This window comes from Streptomyces sp. MUSC 14 (assembly GCF_001866675.1).
In the GTDB taxonomy this organism is placed as follows: Bacteria; Actinomycetota; Actinomycetes; order Streptomycetales; family Streptomycetaceae; genus Streptomyces.
Genome location: NZ_MLYN01000018.1, coordinates 42,633 through 58,967, shown reverse-complemented (window position 1 = coordinate 58,967; position 16,335 = coordinate 42,633). Strand labels below are relative to the sequence as shown.

Annotated in this window: 18 protein-coding genes and 1 pseudogene; 9 read left to right on the top strand and 10 right to left on the bottom strand. The window is 69.0% G+C overall.

The features are described 5' to 3' along the window. Positions 1-42: 42 nt before the first annotated feature. Complete coding sequence (locus BIV25_RS10820; protein WP_079176565.1) at positions 43-1,431, bottom strand: helix-turn-helix domain-containing protein; 1,389 nt, start codon at positions 1,429-1,431, stop codon at positions 43-45. Positions 1,432-1,628: 197 nt separating this feature from the next. Between BIV25_RS10820 and BIV25_RS10810 the strand changes: the two genes are divergently transcribed. The 3 genes from BIV25_RS10810 to BIV25_RS10800 are packed head-to-tail and all read left to right on the top strand — an operon-like array spanning position 1,629 to position 4,335. After that, entirely contained in the window at positions 1,629-2,630 is a 1,002-nt protein-coding gene (locus BIV25_RS10810) for a Gfo/Idh/MocA family protein (protein ID WP_071372010.1), read from the top strand. Then, positions 2,627-3,880, top strand: coding sequence for a DegT/DnrJ/EryC1/StrS aminotransferase family protein (locus BIV25_RS10805; RefSeq protein WP_071372009.1), 1,254 nt, complete (start codon positions 2,627-2,629; stop codon positions 3,878-3,880). Before BIV25_RS10810 ends, BIV25_RS10805 begins: the two co-directional genes overlap by 4 nt. Further along, positions 3,877-4,335: an NUDIX hydrolase gene (locus BIV25_RS10800; protein WP_071372008.1), complete on the top strand. Its 459-nt coding sequence runs from the start codon at positions 3,877-3,879 to the stop codon at positions 4,333-4,335. Before BIV25_RS10805 ends, BIV25_RS10800 begins: the two co-directional genes overlap by 4 nt. Positions 4,336-5,418: 1,083 nt before the next feature. On the opposite strand, the gene BIV25_RS10795 is transcribed toward BIV25_RS10800, so the two are convergent. After that, positions 5,419-6,765 carry a cytochrome P450 gene (locus BIV25_RS10795; protein WP_256255742.1) on the bottom strand — a complete coding sequence of 449 codons (1,347 nt, stop codon included), beginning with the start codon at positions 6,763-6,765 and terminating at the stop codon, positions 5,419-5,421. Positions 6,766-6,822: 57 nt separating this feature from the next. Further along, positions 6,823-7,344 (bottom strand): hypothetical protein, encoded by a 522-nt coding sequence (locus BIV25_RS10790; protein WP_143076611.1) that lies wholly within the window; start codon positions 7,342-7,344, stop codon positions 6,823-6,825. A 385-nt stretch (positions 7,345-7,729) separates the two neighbouring features. Here BIV25_RS10790 and BIV25_RS10785 point away from each other — a divergent pair, with 385 nt between their 5' ends. From BIV25_RS10785 to BIV25_RS10775, 3 genes are read left to right on the top strand one after another with little or no spacing between them, the layout of a single operon-like run. Next, entirely contained in the window at positions 7,730-7,945 is a 216-nt protein-coding gene (locus BIV25_RS10785; protein ID WP_256255741.1) for a LexA family transcriptional regulator, read from the top strand. Continuing rightward, positions 7,942-8,142 carry a hypothetical protein gene (locus BIV25_RS10780; protein ID WP_071372004.1) on the top strand — a complete coding sequence of 67 codons (201 nt, stop codon included), beginning with the start codon at positions 7,942-7,944 and terminating at the stop codon, positions 8,140-8,142. The genes BIV25_RS10785 and BIV25_RS10780 overlap by 4 nt, the downstream gene beginning before the upstream one ends. 38 nt (positions 8,143-8,180) lie before the next feature. Beyond that, complete coding sequence (locus BIV25_RS10775) at positions 8,181-8,396, top strand: hypothetical protein (protein WP_071372003.1); 216 nt, start codon at positions 8,181-8,183, stop codon at positions 8,394-8,396. Between the two features lie 331 nt (positions 8,397-8,727). Here the strand turns inward: BIV25_RS10775 and BIV25_RS10770 are convergent, their stop codons facing one another. From BIV25_RS10770 to BIV25_RS10750, 5 genes are all read right to left on the bottom strand, one after another. Further along, a complete protein-coding gene (locus BIV25_RS10770; protein ID WP_071372002.1) occupies positions 8,728-9,042 on the bottom strand; it encodes a DUF6087 family protein in 315 nt (104 codons plus the stop codon). A 25-nt stretch (positions 9,043-9,067) separates the two neighbouring features. Further along, positions 9,068-10,192 (bottom strand): ATP-grasp peptide maturase system methyltransferase, encoded by a 1,125-nt coding sequence (tgmC, locus tag BIV25_RS10765; protein ID WP_071372001.1) that lies wholly within the window; start codon positions 10,190-10,192, stop codon positions 9,068-9,070. Then, positions 10,189-11,145 (bottom strand): ATP-grasp ribosomal peptide maturase, encoded by a 957-nt coding sequence (tgmB, locus tag BIV25_RS10760; RefSeq protein WP_071372000.1) that lies wholly within the window; start codon positions 11,143-11,145, stop codon positions 10,189-10,191. The genes tgmC and tgmB overlap by 4 nt, the downstream gene beginning before the upstream one ends. Next, positions 11,142-11,435: a putative ATP-grasp-modified RiPP gene (tgmA, locus tag BIV25_RS10755; RefSeq protein ID WP_071371999.1), complete on the bottom strand. Its 294-nt coding sequence runs from the start codon at positions 11,433-11,435 to the stop codon at positions 11,142-11,144. The genes tgmB and tgmA overlap by 4 nt, the downstream gene beginning before the upstream one ends. Positions 11,436-11,897: 462 nt before the next feature. Further along, positions 11,898-12,329 (bottom strand): ATP-binding protein, encoded by a 432-nt coding sequence (locus tag BIV25_RS10750; RefSeq protein ID WP_071372054.1) that lies wholly within the window; start codon positions 12,327-12,329, stop codon positions 11,898-11,900. 234 nt (positions 12,330-12,563) lie between these two features. On the opposite strand from BIV25_RS10750, the gene BIV25_RS10745 reads away from it, so the two are divergent. The 3 genes and pseudogenes from BIV25_RS10745 to BIV25_RS10735 form a co-directional block, all read left to right on the top strand. Continuing rightward, positions 12,564-13,829: a helix-turn-helix transcriptional regulator gene (locus BIV25_RS10745; protein WP_071371998.1), complete on the top strand. Its 1,266-nt coding sequence runs from the start codon at positions 12,564-12,566 to the stop codon at positions 13,827-13,829. Beyond that, a complete protein-coding gene (locus BIV25_RS10740) occupies positions 13,826-14,347 on the top strand; it encodes an NUDIX hydrolase (RefSeq protein WP_071371997.1) in 522 nt (173 codons plus the stop codon). The genes BIV25_RS10745 and BIV25_RS10740 overlap by 4 nt, the downstream gene beginning before the upstream one ends. Before the next feature lie 243 nt (positions 14,348-14,590). After that, positions 14,591-14,737 (top strand): annotated as a pseudogene (locus BIV25_RS10735) (IS5/IS1182 family transposase); the annotation flags it as partial. 63 nt (positions 14,738-14,800) lie between these two features. Here BIV25_RS10735 and BIV25_RS10730 read toward each other — a convergent pair. Both BIV25_RS10730 and BIV25_RS10725 read right to left on the bottom strand, forming a co-directional pair. Continuing rightward, the gene (locus BIV25_RS10730; protein WP_071371995.1) at positions 14,801-15,328 is read right to left on the bottom strand and encodes a GNAT family N-acetyltransferase; all 528 of its coding nucleotides are present in this window, start codon (positions 15,326-15,328) and stop codon (positions 14,801-14,803) included. Positions 15,329-15,657: 329 nt separating this feature from the next. Beyond that, entirely contained in the window at positions 15,658-16,200 is a 543-nt protein-coding gene (locus BIV25_RS10725; protein WP_071371994.1) for a DUF6882 domain-containing protein, read from the bottom strand. Positions 16,201-16,335: the final 135 nt, after the last annotated feature.

Below are 16,335 nucleotides of genomic sequence, written 5' to 3'. Positions count from 1 at the left end.
AAGATTCTTACTTGGACGGGATTATTTTGTACGAATGCGGCATCAGTTGAGGGCGCCGACGCGTGCGGCAAGTCCGCGGAGTTCGGTGGTGGTACGGCCGGAGACCAATAGGCCGGAGACCAGTGATTTGACTGCGGGGCGGGCGTGGGTCTCCTCGGGTGCGTAGTGTTCGGCGGCCAGGAGGGCGCGGATACATTCGTCGCGGCGGCCCCACCGGCCGAATGCGGTGGCGATGTCGGTGTAGTAGCGGGCCCGGCGCTCGGTGCTGGGTAGGTTTCCGGGTGCCACGTCCCGGGCGGCTGCGAGGGCGGCGGAGGGGTCGCCTGCGGAGTTCTCGGCGGAGATGCGGTGGAGTTGGACGGTGGTGGGGCTGAAGCCGCCGCCGTGGTCGCGCAGCAGTACCGTGCCGCCGAGTTCCTTGGCGATGGCAGCGGCCTCGTCGGTCAGTTCGCGCATTCCGGCCGCGTCGCCGGCAGGGGCGGCGGTGTAGGCGGCGGACTGGATGAGCAGGCCGCGCTCGGCGGCGTGGTCTGGTCCGCCGGCGCGCAGGGCGGGGTGGTCTGCGGCGGTCAGGGCGATGGACATCGCCTGCTCGTGCCAGTCCGCTCGGCGAGCGAGGACGGTGAGTTGACGTGCGGCTTCAGCGACCAGCACGGCGTCGCCGCTGGCCTCGGCGGTTTGCCGGGCGCGGTCGGCGGCCATCCATCCGAGTTGCTGCTCGTCGAGCTTGATGAGCATGCGGGTTGCCAGCAGGTAGCTCTTGGGCAGCAGCACGCCGTGCTCCGGTGCGCCGCCGCCCAAGTTGCGTGCGTGGGCTGCGCAGATGAGTCGGGGCAGGCGTACGGCGAGGCTGCCGTAGCGGCAGGCGTGGAAGTCGGTGTAGGCGCGGGAGAGGTCAGTGTGCAGGGCGGCGGTAGGCGGGACGGTGATGTCGGTGTGCAGGCCGAGCATCGCGTCGCGGATGCGCCCCACGAGCAGTGCCCCAAGTGCGGCTTCGTTCCTCGGGGGACTGGCGGTGGAGGCCAGCGGGGCGCCGGCGGCCGTGGCGGCCGTGACCGCGAGGTTCGCTAGTAACTGCCGTCGCCGCATCGGATCCTCACCGTCCTGCCTTGCCGTACCCACCAGCGTAGGTGGGGGGAGGCGGGGGTAGGCGGTGGTTGGCCCGATCGCGTGCCCATGTCGAACGTCTGGCGAAGGAGTCAGACCGAGCGCCTGCGGCGCGATGTCCAGCGCGTGGGCGAAGCGCCGGAGCACCACCGTGTCCGTCAGTGGCGAGACGCCGCGCTCGTAGCGGGAGACCTGGGCTGCGGAGTAGCCGCTCAGCTCGCCGAGCTGAGCCAAGGTCAGGCCCCGCTTCTTGCGTGTTCGGCGGACCAGCTCGCCTGGATCCTCGTCCGCTGCGGGTAATGCCCGTGCTCTGACCGCGTCCATACCGTCCCCGCCCGTAGCCGAGAGGTGTGCCGTCCTCACCGTAGCGGCGCCCACCGAGCCGGGGCAGACACTTTGCACCAGATGCAAGCGGCTTTGCATGTGCTGTCAGCGCCCCTGCCGCGTGGGCGGCGAGCGAGGTGTCCTCGAAGGGCAGGTGACCCGCAGCCGGCGGGTCACCGCTCGCATGGAGGTGTGCGATGAGCACGATGCGGAGGGCCGCCGTGGTGGGACTCGGCGGTCAGGCCCAAAAGGATCACCTTCCCGCTCTGGCCGAGTGCCGGCTGGCCGAACTCGTGGGCGTGTGCGATGCGGACTCGCAGCGCACGACCGCGCAGGCCGACCGTTGGCAGGTGCCCGGCTTCACCGACTTGCCGCGCCTGCTGGATGAGGTGCGGCCGAACTTCGTCATCGCTGCGGTACCGCACCACGTCGGCCGGGAGGTCATCACCACGTGCGCCGAGGCGGGGGTTCACGTGATGAAGGAGAAGCCGTTCGCCATCGACCCGCACGAGGCAGCCGAGCTGGCCGCGCTGTGCGAGAAGACGGGGATCGAGCTGATGGTCACGGTCCAGCGGCGCTTCCACCCCCTCTACCCGGCCGCCGCCGAGCTGCTGGAGCAGATCGGCACCCCCTACCTGGTCGAGGGCCGGTACACCTTCCACTGTCCCGACCCGGCCGGCGGCTGGCGCGGCAGGGCGAAGCTCGCCGGCGGCGGGTGCCTGGCCGACATGGGCTACCACCTGATCGACCTGCTGATCTGGTATCTCGGCCTGCCCGACCGGCTCTTGGCCGACACCTCGTCCGCGGCCGTGCCCGGCGCCGACTACGACGCCGAGGACACCGCCCTGGTCCACCTCGCCTACGACTCCGGTCTGTACGGCTCGCTGCTGGTCTCGCGCTCGGTGGGACCGAAGACCGAGCGGCTGGCCGTCACCGGCCCGTACGGGACCGTCACTGTCGAGCGCGGCACCGTGCAGCGCCTGGATCCATCCGGGCAGGTGGTCGAGTCGCTGGTTCGGGAGCCGGCGTGGCCGTGTGCGCCCGCCGCGCAGATCGACTGCTTCTGCCACGTTCTGGACCGCTCCCGGCCCAACACCTCAGGCCCGGCCGCGCATCTGCCGCACGCCGCGTTCTTGGCCGCCGCCTACGCCTCGGTCACTACCGCCCGCCCCGTAGACCCCAAGGGATTCCTGGCATGAACGACTCCCCGCTCGCCCTGCTCGGCGGCGAACCGGCCATCACCGCTCCGGGCCCGCACTTCGCGTGGCCGCCGATCGAGGACGCCGACCGGCGTGCGGTCGCCGCACAGTTGGAGACGTCCGTCTCGATCCCGGACCGCTCCGGCGTCGTGGCCGAGCTGGAGGACGCGCTCGCCTCCTACCTCGGCGTCCGGCACGTCGTGACCACCTGCACTGGCACCGCCGCTCTGCACTCGATGTACGCAGCCGCCGGGATCGGCCCGGGGGACGAGGTGATCGTCCCCGCGCTCACCTTCCATGCCACCGCCACCCCGCTGTTCCATCTCGGCGCCCACCCGGTCCTCGCCGACGTCGACGACCGTGGCCAGCTAGACCTGGACGCTGCCGCCCGTCACATCACCGCGCGGACGAAGGCCGTCGTCGCCGTGCATTTGTGGGGGCTGCCCGAGGACATGGACGCGCTGGTCTCTTTCGCCAACGACCACGGCGTGATGTTGCTGGAGGACGGCTCCCACGCGCACGGCGCCACCTGGAACGGTCAGCGCACCGGCACCTTCGGCACGGCTGCGGCCTTCAGCCTCAACGGGCCCAAGCCGCTGTCCGCTGGCGAGGGCGGCTTCGTCGCCACCGACGACGCCGAGCTGTACTACCGGGTACTGCTCCACGGCCAGTACAACAAGCGGTGCCGCCGCGAGATCCCTGCCGATCACCCGCTGGGCCGCTTCGCGGTGACCGGCATGGGCCTCAAGCTGCGGATCCACCCGCTGGCCGCAGCCCTCGCACGCGCCCAGCTCTCCCGCCTGGACGGCCACCTCGCGGGGCGAAGGGTCATCGCCGCCCGCATGTGCGCAGCGCTGGAGTCGGTACCGGGGATCCGGGTGCCTCACGTGCCCGCTCCAGCGGTGCCCTCGTGGTACGCGCTGCCGCTGCGCTACGAGCCGGCCGAGCTCGGCGGCTTGCCGCTCCAGCGGTTCCTCGACGCCCTTCACGCCGAGGGCGCCACCGAGGCCGACCAGCCGGGATCCACCTGCCCGCTGAACACCCATCCGCTCTTTCAGGCCCCCGGGGACCTGCTGGCTGGCTACGCTGACCATCACAGCTTCGCCGCCGGGAGCTTCCCGGCCGCCGGGCACGTGCACAACACCACGTTCAAGCTGCCGGTGTGGAATCGCGAGGACCACGTCCGCCTCGCCGACGCCCACACCGCAGCCATCGTTAAAGTCGCCACACACGCGAAGGACTTGCTGTGAGCACCTCGACCGTCACCCCTACCCTTCTGGACGACCTCACCCGTTCCGCCGAGCTCGACGGCATCGAGAAGACGGTGGTCGGCGCCGTCATCGCCGACACGGACGGCAGGGTGCTGCTGCTGCACCGTACGGCCGACGACTATCTCGGCGGCCTGTGGGAACTGCCCTCCGGCGGCGTGGACGACGGTGAGACACTGGTCCAGGCCCTGCGTCGCGAGGTGGCCGAGGAAACCGGTCTGAGCGTCGAGGCCATCGGAGACTATCTGGGGCACTTCGATTACCGGTCCGGCAGCGGGCGGCGGACACGCCAGCACAACTTCACCGCCACGGTCACCGGTGAGACGGTGCAACTCACCGAGCACGACGACCACCTGTGGGCCGACACCGACGAACAGAGCAGGGTCTCCAGCGCCGTCCAGACCATCCTGGACACCTGGAGCCAGCAAACCTCCTGACCCACCACGCAACCAGCCAGCCGGGCCCCAGCCGCACCGCCTCCGGGCGTCTGCGGCCGGGGCCCTGAACTGTCCCGCCCAGCCCGCTGAGTGGACCAGGTCGTGGACAGCGAACTGGTCGGCGCCGGTACTCGGCCCACACCGCCCGTCCTTCGAATCCGACGACCGTGCGGACTCTCCTTTCACACTGAAATCACCTGAACTCCTGTGCGGTCCGGGCGGGTCGGGCGAGTGGCGCCAGCAGGCCGTCGCGGGCCAAAGATCCTGTTCGGTCACGAGGCTGGCGAGGAAGGTTCCGACCTCGGCCAGCACTGCGGCCCGCTCGGCGGACCCGTAGACGATGAAGTCGTCGGCTGCGGCGTCGTAGGCGCGTACGTGGCTGTGCGGGCCGGTGCAGACGAGCGCACGCGCGATTTCAGGCAGGCCGAGGCTGAGGGCACCGCACCCTCCGGAGCGGACGAGGTGCAGCAGGTCGGTGGTGACGCGCTCCCAGTCGCCGACCTTCGGCCAGTCGGCGCCTCCGCCCAATTCGCGGTTGAGCCCGTAGTCGAGGAGCCAGTCCGGCGGCGCCGGCCGGGCTGCCGCGCGGTCTGCTGCTCGACCACGCGGCGGGCGAACCGCAGCATGTCCAGATGCGAGGTCGGCTGGTTCACCTGCTCGCTGTCCTGTGCCATCGAACCTTGATCGCGTGTCACCGAAGATTGATCACTCCGGCTCCAGTCGCAGAGTGGCCTGGTGTATCCCGAACCCCTGGCAGGGCCGCTCCAGGCAGGACTACACGTCAAGCCCATTTCTCTCACCACCGCGAGTGTCCTGTATCAGATGATCTGGTCTTCGGGTGGAGCTACGACCTGTGGCGACCAGATCGGTTGAGACGCCAGGGCACTGGAAATCGCAGTCGGTTCGGTCCCCGATGGTCGGAAACCGGGTGGTTTCTCAGCGGATCTGGTTCGGCTCCGTCGTCGTTAGTTGTCCAAGCGCCGGCTCATGAGGACGTCATCGACGAACTGGCCGTCGGTCCAGCCTTCATCTTCGACCGTGCAGTGCCACGGGGCCGCAGCGCCTTGCTGTCCGCCGCTTCCCTCACCGGGCGGTCCGGACAGTGCGATGGTGAAGAGTGGCGCGCATTGGCCCGGTCGGCTGGAGTAGCAGGTCGGCTGTGGGCGTGACTGTCCCTGGGTCGATGTCCAGGTGGAAACGCTGGGCGAGTGTCGCGAGAACGAGCGCCATCTCGACCAGAGCGAAGCGCGCGCCGAGGCAGGCGCGGGGGCCGCCGCCGAAGGGGAACCACGCGTTCTCGGGTGCGGTGTCCTGTCGGCCGGCGTCCCAGCGTTCGGGGCGGAAAGCGTCGGGGGCGGGGAACCAGCGCGGGTCCCGGTGTGTGGACCATGGGCTGCACCAGATGGCCGTCCCGGCCTTGATTTCCACTCCTCCCAGGGTGGCGCCGTCCCGTGCTCTCCTGGGGGGAGTGTTCCACGCGGGTGGATATAGCCGCAGGGTTTCCTTGACGATCTGTCTGGTCCAGCTCAGCCGGTCGTAGTCGTCGAAGGCTGGTGGGCGCCCGGCGAGGACGTGGTCGAGCTCTGAGGCGAGCCGGTCCCGTGCGTGAGGGGAGGCGGACAGGAGGTACCAGCACCAGGTCAGCGCGGTGGCGGTTGTCTCGTGGCCGGCGGCCCAGAGGGTCACTGCCTCGTCGCGTACCTGCCGCGCGGTCAGTCGGCGGCCGTCGTCGTCCCGGACTGCGAGCAGCCTGCCCAGCATGTCCTCCCCTTCATCGGCCTCGCACGCTGCTGCCTGGCGGGCGCGGATGAGGCGGTCGATCTCGGCATCGACCGTTGCGACTGCTGCTAGCAGGCGTCGCCGCGCCGGTGTGCGCACCCAGGACGGCATGAGGATCCCAAGGCCGCGCACCTCGGCGGCGACCTCCCGTCCGGCGGCCGTCATCGCGTCGGCGAGTCTGTGGGACTGGTCTCCGAGATCATTTCCGAAGAGTGTGCGGGCCACGATGCGCTGGGTGAGCACGCTCATCTCCCGCCGCACGTCGATCCGCTGACCGCCCTGCCAGCCCTGTGCCGTGGCCACGGCACAGTCGACCATCGTCGTGGCGTGTCCGCGGACCTGCCGGGGACGGACGGCCGGCTGGACGAGGCTTCGCTTGTGACGCCAGTCGGGGCCGTGGCTGCGGATGACGCTGTCCCCGACGAGCCGTTTGAACGCCCAGCAGATGTCGAGGGGCTGGTAGCAGTGTTCCTCGCTGCGGAGCAGTTCCGCGATGTGCTCGGGATGCGAGAGCAGGACTATCCGCATCGGACCGAGCGACCAGGTCACGACATCCCCGAAGTCGTCGCGCAGGCGTACGAAAAATGCTAACGGGTCCTGGCCGAACGCGGGAAGACTGCCGAGCAGCGGTAGCCCACGCGGACCGGTCACGGGTACGAACGGGACAGCGGACACACCCGAGCCAACGAGCCGACGATTGAACGGACACTATGGGCCAGAACGCCTGAGGCGACAAACGTCTTGGACCAGATCGTCCGAGACCGGGGCCAGGTTGACTGAGATGAGACAGCGAGTCTCGATCGTGGTGACATCTGCAATGGTCTCGACGTGTCGCATCAGTGCGTGTGAAAGATCAGCTCGACACCTGTGCGCGCTCAGAATGTGATGCCTCGTGTCTTCCCACAGTTCCACCCAGGCGTCGCTGGAAGAGTCCGCGTCGCTCTCCGCCATGGCGTTTAAGGCCTCTGTCGCCTTCTCGAATTTGTCCAGGACCCACTTCGAGTCTGCGGGATCGTCCCGCAGGTCCGGGTAGTCGCCGAACTCCAGCCGCTCGCGGGCGCCGCTACCTTTCGTTGCTGGGATGTACAAGCCATCGTTCAGTGCCTCGTATAGGGCCGTACTCGCGTCGACACGCGCCCGCTCCGCCGCTTGGTGAAACGCTTCGGAGTCGACCGTGCCGTTTTCGAGCAGGCGAAACGTCCGCCCCAAGAGGTTGTCCCACGCGGCCATGGCCCTACGCACCTGCACGACCCGAGCAACCTGAGCACGCTGCATCTCGGACTGCCGATTTGCTTCGGCATGGGCATGAGCCGAGTCGCGCTCCGCTGACGCCTCTCGGAGCGCTCGCTTTTGCAGCTGAAGGGGCCCGTAGAACGTAGCGGTGCCTGCGACGATCGCACCGCCTAGCGCCCCCAGCAGACTGTACACCGCGTCCGACACGGTCACCCTCCGTAGTCAAGCAGCCCGAGTTCACTCAAGCATCGGTGGCACGAACTTACGGGTGGCCAAACTTCGCTGACAACGCTCAATGTTCGATGACACGGGACACTCGCTCCTCTCCGTGCGGTCGTGTCCCCACCTGCTGAAGAATTCGAACACGTGCTCTAGCCTGAGTATGCACCGTGTAGAGCACCTCACCGAAACCCAGGAGCGCGTCCTGCGCTGCATCCGGCACGCAATCGCCGACCGCGGCGAGGCGCCGACAGTGCGGGAGATCGGAGAAGCGGTCGGCATGCGCATCGGTAGCGTGCACTACCAGCTGGTCGAGCTGGAGACGAAGCAGGCGATCGTCCGCACGCCGGGCCCAGCGAGAGGGATCCGGCTCGCATGACCGGTCCGGGGCGCTACCACCTGCTGCTCACCACCAGCGGCCAGCCGATACAGCACGGCTGGTGGTGGAGCGAGGCGACCGCGCGCCGCAAGTTCGCTGGCTGGAAGGACGAGTACAGCAGCATCTCGAACGCCCAGGTCACCCTCACCGACGAGGAGACCGGCATGGTGTTGACGACCTGGCCAGAGGAACCGTGAGCGTCTGCCATCCTGACGAGGATCAAGGAGGCGACGCCATGGCCCACCGCCCGTACCCGAGCCGCGACCGTGCACGAAAGCAGCTCGACCGGCACTGCTACGAGCTGGGCCCCGCCCCACGCCGGCCACTCACGGACTTCGAGCACCAGCTCCTCGACGGCACCGCGACCATCGCCAAGACGATCGAGCCCATGACCACGTCCATCGCGCGCGACGTGCCACCTATCGACGAGTACCGCCTGTCGACACGCTGACCCCGCGGCCTCCGGCTACTCGGCCGGATCCTCCGTGGCGTGCCGGACCGCCGCCTTCACATCCCTGCTCCACCTCATGCCGGCCCTCCCCGGACGCCTTGGCGTACGCGGTAACGGCTGCATGCGCGGCCACGGTCTCCTCGCGCCAGCGGCGCCACTGCGCGTCGTGATCGCCGATCTCCTCGCAAGCGAGTTGATCAAGCCCGTTCTGGCCGACCGCCGGCGCGAGCAGCACCGCAATAAGTCCTTCAGCAGTAATCCCCACGCACGACTACGCCCCCGTCGGTCGAAGAAGGAATCGGCGGGGGCGTTGTCGTGCTCGGGCTGCGCGTTAGGGCTTGCGGTGGCGTCCGCGTCCGGGGGCCATCGGCGGCCGTCCGTCTCGGGCCGTAACCATGATCTGTGTCGCCTCGTTGCTGATGCCGTGGAGCATCCGTTGCGCGGCGGCGTAGTTGTCCACGGTGGTCACCGGCACCCACTGGTAGCCGTCCCACTCCATGATCATCCGGGGGGTGTTTCGGTCCAGGTGGGCGGCGCGCTCCGGGCCGGTGCCGAGGGTGACGGCGCGGCGTTCACCGACTGGCCGCCGGCGTGCGGCGCGGCGGTCCGCCCATTCGCTCAGCGGCTCGTCTTCCGGCTCATCCATCGCTCACCCTCCCTCGTTCTCGGGGTCAGACCTTAGCCCACGTCGCGGCCTGTCCCTCGGGTGTGACGATGAACTCGAACTCTTCCAGCGGCGGTGCGCCGTCGGTGCGCCACCGCGTCACCTTCTCTTCAACGGCGTCCCAGAGGCGTTCGGGTCCGCCCTGGCGGACTGTCCAGGTGTCGCCGTCCTGTGCGAGCGCGGCCCATGACTCCTGTTCGACGTCGAGGAGCACATGTGTCTCCCGGCCGTCCCACGTGAGGGTGACGCGCTGGGCCTGGGGGGCGGCGAGCTGGGCGACGAAGCGCGTGTTCCAGTCGTTCAGCACGTCGGGCGCGAGGGTGGCGGGGTGCTCGTGTCCGGCGTTCAGGTCGGGGAGGGTGCCCAGGGGCGGCGGGAGTTGGGGGCGGGCGAGCATGAAGGAAACTTGGCCGCCGAGGAACCGGCCGCGTGCGGTGCCGTCCTCGCCCACGGTGAGGCGGGCGAGTTCGGAGGCATACAGCCAGCCGGACAGAGTGGCGAGGATGGTCCCGCCGGGCCGGGTCTGCTCCACCCACGTGTAAGGGAGATCGACCACGCCGCAGGTGGCGATCAGCCGGTCATACGGTGCGCCGTCGGGGCAACCGGCCAGACCGTCACCCACGATCACACGCGGGTAGTAGTCGCAGGTCCCGAGGGCTACCCGGGCCGCGGCGGCAACGTCGGTGTCGACTTCCACGGACGTCACGCGGTCGTCGCCGAGCCGGTGGCACAGGAGTCCGGTGGAGTAGCCCGATCCGATTTCCAGCACCCTGTGCCCGTCCTGCACGCGTAGCTCTTCCAGCATGCGCACCACCAGGGACGGCAGGGTGCGGGACGAGGTGGGGGCGCGCAGGATCTCGCCGCGGATGTCGCGGGGGGCGATGGTGCCGGCGATCTGGGTGACCAGGGAGTCGTCGTCGTAACAGCGCTCGAGCCATCGGGGATCGTCGGGCATGACCGACCGCCATGCGGTCGGTGCGGAGCCGGGTGCGGGCTCGAAGAAGCCGCCGCTCAGGAACTCGTGCCGGGGTACCTCTTCGACGGCTGCTCGCCATGGTGCGGTGCGGAGGTGTCCGCCGGCGGCCAGCCGGTCGGCGAGCGCCAGGCGTAGGGCTTTGTCGTCGTCGCTCACGTGGTGTTCTTCCTCTCCAGCAGATCAGCCATGGCCGCGATCATGGGCAAGCCGGTCTCGGGCTCCAGCCACGCCCACTGTCCCGAAGGGTTGCACTCCAGAAACCACCATGTCCCCTCGCGGTCTATGGCGAAGTCGAAAGCGCCGAAGACCAGCCCGAAAGAGGCGAGATACCGGTACAGGGCTGCAGTCAGGTCGTCCGGGGGCGTGACGGTGGTGTAGGTGAGCCGGGTGTAGTCGGTGCGCCAGTCCAGCAGGTCCGAGTCGATCCGGACGGTGAACACGTGGCCGCCGATCACCGTGACCCTCGCGTCAGCCGCCTTGTCCACGCGCTGCTGGAACAGGTGGGCGGTGCCGGCTACCTCGTCGTCGATGTCGTCGGCGGTGACCTCGTCCACCTTCACCGTGCAGGAGATGCCCTCGGCGTCCTGGTAGAGCGGCGCGGCTAACGGCTTGTAGATCACCGGCCCATGCTGCTTGACGAATGAGCGGGCCGTGTCGGGCGTCGAGGTGATCAGGGTGGGCGGGAGCTGGAACCCGGCCGCCGCGGCGGCGGCGAGGCCGGATGGTTTGAACTCCGCGTCGCCGATGCGGTGCGGGTGGTTCACGTACAGGCAGCCCGGGAGGGAGGCGATGATGCCGCCGAGCCCGTAGCGGGCCTGGGCAACGGCGAAGCGGGCCATCTGCTGATCGAGGTGAGGGAAGGCAAAGCCGGACGGGCGGCGGTAGTACAGAGACCGTACGTTCCCGAGGTCGGCGGTACGCGACGGCGTGGTCAGGGTGCCTTGGATGCCGTCGCTGGTGATGGTGGCCGCAACAGACAAGGTGGCGGGGAAGTCCCCGGAGTCGAACCGCACGACCGGGACACCCCGGCCGTGCAGTTCGTCAATCACCAGGTCGGTTGTGGGGTCGTCCAGGTTGGTGACGACCAGGACCGGACCCGGATGCGTCACTGATCGTTGTCGTTCCCGGTGTCGCTGTCCTGGGTGGTGCCGTTGCCGTCAGGGCTCGTGCCCGTGGGCGGGTTCGTGCCAGTGCTGGTGCCGTGCCCCGGCATCACCACCGGCTGTCCGGTGGCGTCGAAATAGCGGCCGGTCTGGGTGACCGGATCCAGCTCGACGCGCGCGTAACCGGGAGCGAGCGCCGGGTAAGGCGTCATGCGGCGCAGACCCCAGGGGGCCGGGGTGCGGGCTCCTGACGGCAGCGGGGTGCCAGTCGGGACCCGATCGGAGTGAGCGAACAACGTTCCTCCCTTGGTCGGTTGTACGGCTCTTGCTGGACCCTGCCGGGCCGGGGTGTGATGAGCAAGACGGCCCAGCAGGGGGCTTGTGGGGGCCGTCCGCCCCAGGAGAGTGAGCGGACGGCCGTTGTGGTCCCGGAGGTGAGGGACCGTCCCGCGTGCTTCCACCTGCCGGCCGGTGGAAGCACGCGGGGGTGGTGCGTCCCGGTGCCGGGAGCGTGGCGGCCGGTCACCGGCCCCGGGACGTTCAGGGGGCGATGCGGGACCCGCATCGGCAGATGTGGCCACTCGTGTGGTCAGCCAGGGCAGCGGCGTCGGGGCGGCTGTAGCCGAACGACGCATGAGGGGCAGCGCGTACGTCGGTGGTGACGATCGACGCGACCAGGCCGAGCCCGACACCAACCGCACCCAGCAGGGTTGCGCCGGCGGTTCGGCCGTCCGCCTCGGGCATCCTGTGACGGCCGGTCACTGAGGGGCCTTCTTGAGCAGGATTTCGGCCCAGCAGCGTTTCCCCCACGGCAGCAGGTCTGTGCCCCAGCGGTCGGAGAGGGCGTCGACCAGGACCAAGCCCCGGCCCCCGAAGGCGTCCGAGCCGGCATGATGCAGCTCGGGCATGCAGCGACGGGACTTGTCAACCACGGCGACGCGGAGACGGTCAGGCGTCGGCTGCTCCGCGATCACCCGAACACTGTGTGAGTGGCCGTGCCGGACTGCGTTCGTGACCAGTTCGGACATGAGGAGCGCGCCGGTCTCGGCGGCTGCCATGTCCAGTCCCCAATCGGTGCACGCCTCGTGAAGTATCTGCCGGGCCGTGGGAACGCTGGCAGCCTCGCTCGCGAGGGTGATGCTCTGGCGCGGGTACTGCCCTGATCGCATCTGCTCGTCGGTCATGGTCATCGTCACGCCTTGGTCGGGACGGATAAGGGGATAGCCCCGCCCGCGTGCCTCGGAGGGAGAAACGTGCTGGCGAGGCGCCACCGGAGGGCGTTCACGGACAGCCCCTGGCAGCTGATAGTCAGTCAACGCGCAGGGAAGGGGGCGAGGAGACTCCAGAAGGTGACTCCAACTCGGAGTCACAGGTGCGGCGTTGGCCTTAACATCGGCTCCATTCACTACTCGGGGGAGTTGCAGATGAACCGTCTGTCACCGGACCCGCGTGAGGTCGTCACCGGGCTGCTCGGGGATGAACGCCTGCTCAGGGCGTGCGCCGAGCGGGACATGGGCGCAGTGTTCCGGATGCTCAATGCGCGTGGTGTCAGTACGCGGCGAATCGCTGCCGCTGCCGACATCACACAGGGACGCTTGTACGACTACATGAACGGAAAGAGCCGGGTCGAGAAGCTGACCCTCTTCGAGCAGATCGCCGACGCCTTCCACATCCCCGGTCACCTGCTGGGACTGGCTCGCCGGTCATGGGAGCCGGCGCCGGCCCGCGCGGAGCATGAGCGGGCGGACCGGCCACCGCCGGACGGTGACGACCTGGTGGCGGTGGACCACTTCCGCAGCGCTGACCGGCAGACCGGCGGTGGCCGGTTGTACGGCGCTGTCGTCCGGCACCTGTCGGACCGCGTGGCGCCCCGGCTGGTCGACATCGGCAGCGGCCCGCAGGTGTTCGCCGCAGCAGCCGCGCTGACTGAGATGGCCGGTTGGATGGCGCACGACTCCGGACACGACGACCGCGCAGCCCAACACTTCACCCGAGCACTCCCCCTGGCCCGCACCTCCGGGGACCTTCCACTCGCCGCGCACGTCGCCGCGAGCAGCAGCCACCTTGCCCTTGAAACCGGGGACGCGGCCGGGGCTGTCGGCTGGGCCCGGAGCGGGCTCGACCTGGCCGCGCAAGGGCCTCGGATTCCGGCACTGACGGCGCGGCTGCAGACCATGCAGGCACGTGCACTCGCGGCCGCCGCTCAGCGGACTCCGGCCGCCCGCGCCCTGGAGGCGGCGCGCAGTGACCTTGAAGCATCGGCCACCGCTGATCACCCGTGGCTGAGCCCGTTCGACGCCGCCGCACTGGCCAGCGAGTCCGCGCTGATCCTGCGCGACCTGGAGCAGTACGACCAGGCGCTGGCGCATGCCGAACAGGCGGTCGCCCTGCGCGAGGCGGGGCGGGCGCGGTCGCTGGCCCTGAGCCGGATCAGCCTGGTGGACATCCACGTGCGCCAGGGAGACCTGGACGCCGCGGTGAACGTAGGCCATGACCTCCTGAGCACGAGCCCCACTCTCGGTTCGGTCCGCGTGGTGCAGCAACTCGACGGGCTGCGCCGACTGCTGGAACCCCACCGCAGATACCCGCCGGTCCGGGAGTACCTGACACGGTTCGATGATGCACGCCGCGCGAGAATGCTCCTACTGGCCGATCTGATCCCGCCGCCCCCGAGAGGCACCACCACATGAGGCCGACAGCACCGGACCCCGCCGACACCGACGCCTGGAACGCCTATCTCGCGGAAGGCAACGCGAACCAAGCCCGCAAGCGCGTAGCGGCCGATGTGCTGCTGCGGGACCCATCCGGCCGCGTGCTCCTGGTCAACCCCACCTACAAACCGGGATGGGACCTGCCCGGCGGAATGACGGAGGCCAACGAGCCACCGGAAGACACCGCACGCCGTGAGCTGATGGAGGAACTCGGCCTACACGTCACCCTGCTCGGGCTGCTGGTGGTGGACTGGGTCGCCCCGCACGGCCCCTGGGACGACCAGATCGCGTTCATCTTCGACGGCGGCACCCTCGACCAAAACCAAGCCGACCGGCTACAGCCACAAGACGACGAACTGTCCGAAGCCGCCTTCGTCACGACCCCCGAAGCCTCCGTTCGCCTCCAAGACCGCATCCGGAGCCGGTTCCAGCACGCCCTGAAGGCCCTGGACGCAGGACGGCCGCTGTACCTCCGAGACAGCGAACCCGTCATCTAGACCCCAGCCCGACGGATCTTCGCGTGCGGCCCTGTGGGTAGCCGGTGCTCTGGCGTCCGCAGGAGAGAGCGTGCGTGCACAGGGAGCGTTGGGCGTCCCTCCCCCAGCCGGCGAGTTCCCCCATGGCCGCTCTTCGTGGTCGTCCAGGGCGTCGCAGCAGGCGCGGATGGCAGTTCGTTCTCGCCTGTGCAGCCAGCCACCCCGCCCTACCAACGACCGCTCAGCCTGACCAATCCACCGACTGTAGAGCGGACCTACGGATGGCTGATGTTCCAGCGCAGCCAGGCCCGCGACTACGAGACCCTGCCCGCCCGCTCCGAAGCCATGCCCCACCTCGCCATGACCGACCTGATGGCCCGCCGCCTCACCGGCGAAGCCACCATCTCCTGACACGACCCGACATCACAGGATCAAACACCAATTTCGGATGAAACATCGAGAGAAGACGACCTTTCAGCCGCCCAGGACCCGCTCCCACAGCAGCGCGTCCCGCCATTTCCCGTCGAGAAAGATCGAGGAGTGCGCGACGCCGTACGGGCTGAACCCGTTGCGGCGCAGCACCCGCTGCGAGGGCAGATTCTCCAGATTGGTGGACGCCTCAGCACGGTGCAGCCCGAGTTCGTCTGCCATCACCCGCAGTACGAGCCCGACGGCGTGCCCGGCGTGCCCTTGGTTCTGGGCGACGCTGGCGATCCAGTATCCGACGGAGGCGCGGCGCAGGTGCGGCTGCGGCAGGATGCCTCCGACGGTGACCTGCCCGATCACCTGGTCGTCGGCGAGTACCACGCCCGGCCAGACCGTGCCGGCCTGGTATCCGGCTAGTAGCCTTTCGATCCGCTCCGCCTGGCCTTCCGGGGTGAAGAAGTCGGCTGGCCGGTCCGGTTCCCACGGCCGGAAAGCCTCGCAGTCCCGCACCCGGTGCGCGGCGATCGGGGCGGCATCGGTGGGCTCTATCAGACGGATCCTGGTGCTGTTAGGCATGGGCTGATCCTCGTCGCGGTGCGTCGTGCGTCGGATGAGACCGGCCAGCCTATGCGAGCCGCAGGAGCTGTCACTTCTGGCCAACCTCGTGGTCCTCGGCCCACGGGTGCTGGGCGAAGCGCTTGTCGGGATACATCCGCATGCATGATGTACAGGAACCGCAGCAGGTGAGGTTCCTCGAACTTGGCCCCAACGGGGCCACCGTGTCCTGCGTCCACGCCGCCGTCAAGAACGGGACGGCAACCTCATAGGACGGCTGACCGCTGGAATCATCGGATCGACGCTGGAGCGATGAAGGCCCGGGCGCCCCTCGGCCCGGTTCGCCGACGCTAGTTGATATTGATGTTGAAAGTGGAGACCTTGCCGTCCGCAGCGGTCAGGGTGACCGGCCCGAAGGTGATGATCACGGCAGAAGTGCCTCCCGGCCCCCTGTAATAGCCGGTCGCCCCGGTGATCCGGACAGCCAAAGCCACGAGAGTTGAAGCAGCCTGCTCATCAGCGTTGATCTTCGGCTGGGCAAGGGCGGGATGCCCGTTGCCTTCTGCCCAGTCCCGGAAGCTGCGGGCGTCGCGGCTCATGTCGGGGAGAATGCTCTTGTTGGCCCAAGCCCACAGCCATGAGCCCGAGCCGGGGCTGAAGCTGCCGAGGATCTGCGCGGGTGCCGTCGCCGTCCTGTCGGGGAAGGTCCAGGTAATGATGCCGGTCGTCTGGTCCAGATCCCAGCGGTCCGCTGAACCCAGCCCCCAGGACATGTGGGCACGACCCAACTGTTCGATCATGTCTTCGCCCTGCAGCACCAGGATGCTCAGGTCGGCTCGCTCCCCGGCCTGACCAGCACTCTCCGCCTCATTGGCCCGCTTGAACATTCCCATGCCGCGGAGTCTGCCAGAGGTCACTGATCAGCCGTCGATGACCCCTCACACCTGACCTCTCGCCACCGACAGGGTGGGGAATTACGGGCTCTGACGCAGATCTTGTGACGTGTGGCTGTCAGTGGGCATCGCCGC